The 249-nt window shown below is 59.8% G+C and carries 1 pseudogene; it reads left to right on the top strand.

From position 1 onward, the window contains the following. Positions 1-249: pseudogene (locus QN347_RS20540) on the top strand (glutamate decarboxylase); the annotation flags it as partial.

Here is a 249-nt window from a genome sequence, read left to right as displayed (position 1 = left end):
CGACAACTCGATCGAGGACATCTACGCCTCCGGCGCCTCGGAACGTTGCCTTCCAAAGTACCGGCTGCCCGACCAGTCCACCGAGGCATCGACCGCCTACAGCCTGGTGCACGACGAACTCATGCTCGACGGCAACTCGCGGCAGAACCTGGCCACTTTTTGCACGACCTGGGTCGAGCCTCAAGTGCAGAAGCTCATGGCCGAAGCGCTCGACAAGAACATGATCGACAAGGACGAATATCCTCAGAC

The sequence above is a fragment of the Sphingomonas sp. 10B4 genome, assembly GCF_035019905.1.
GTDB lineage: Bacteria > Pseudomonadota > Alphaproteobacteria > Sphingomonadales > Sphingomonadaceae > Sphingomonas > Sphingomonas glacialis.
The sequence above is the reverse complement of the archived record's forward strand: the minus strand, read 5'-3'. Positions and strand labels throughout refer to the sequence as shown.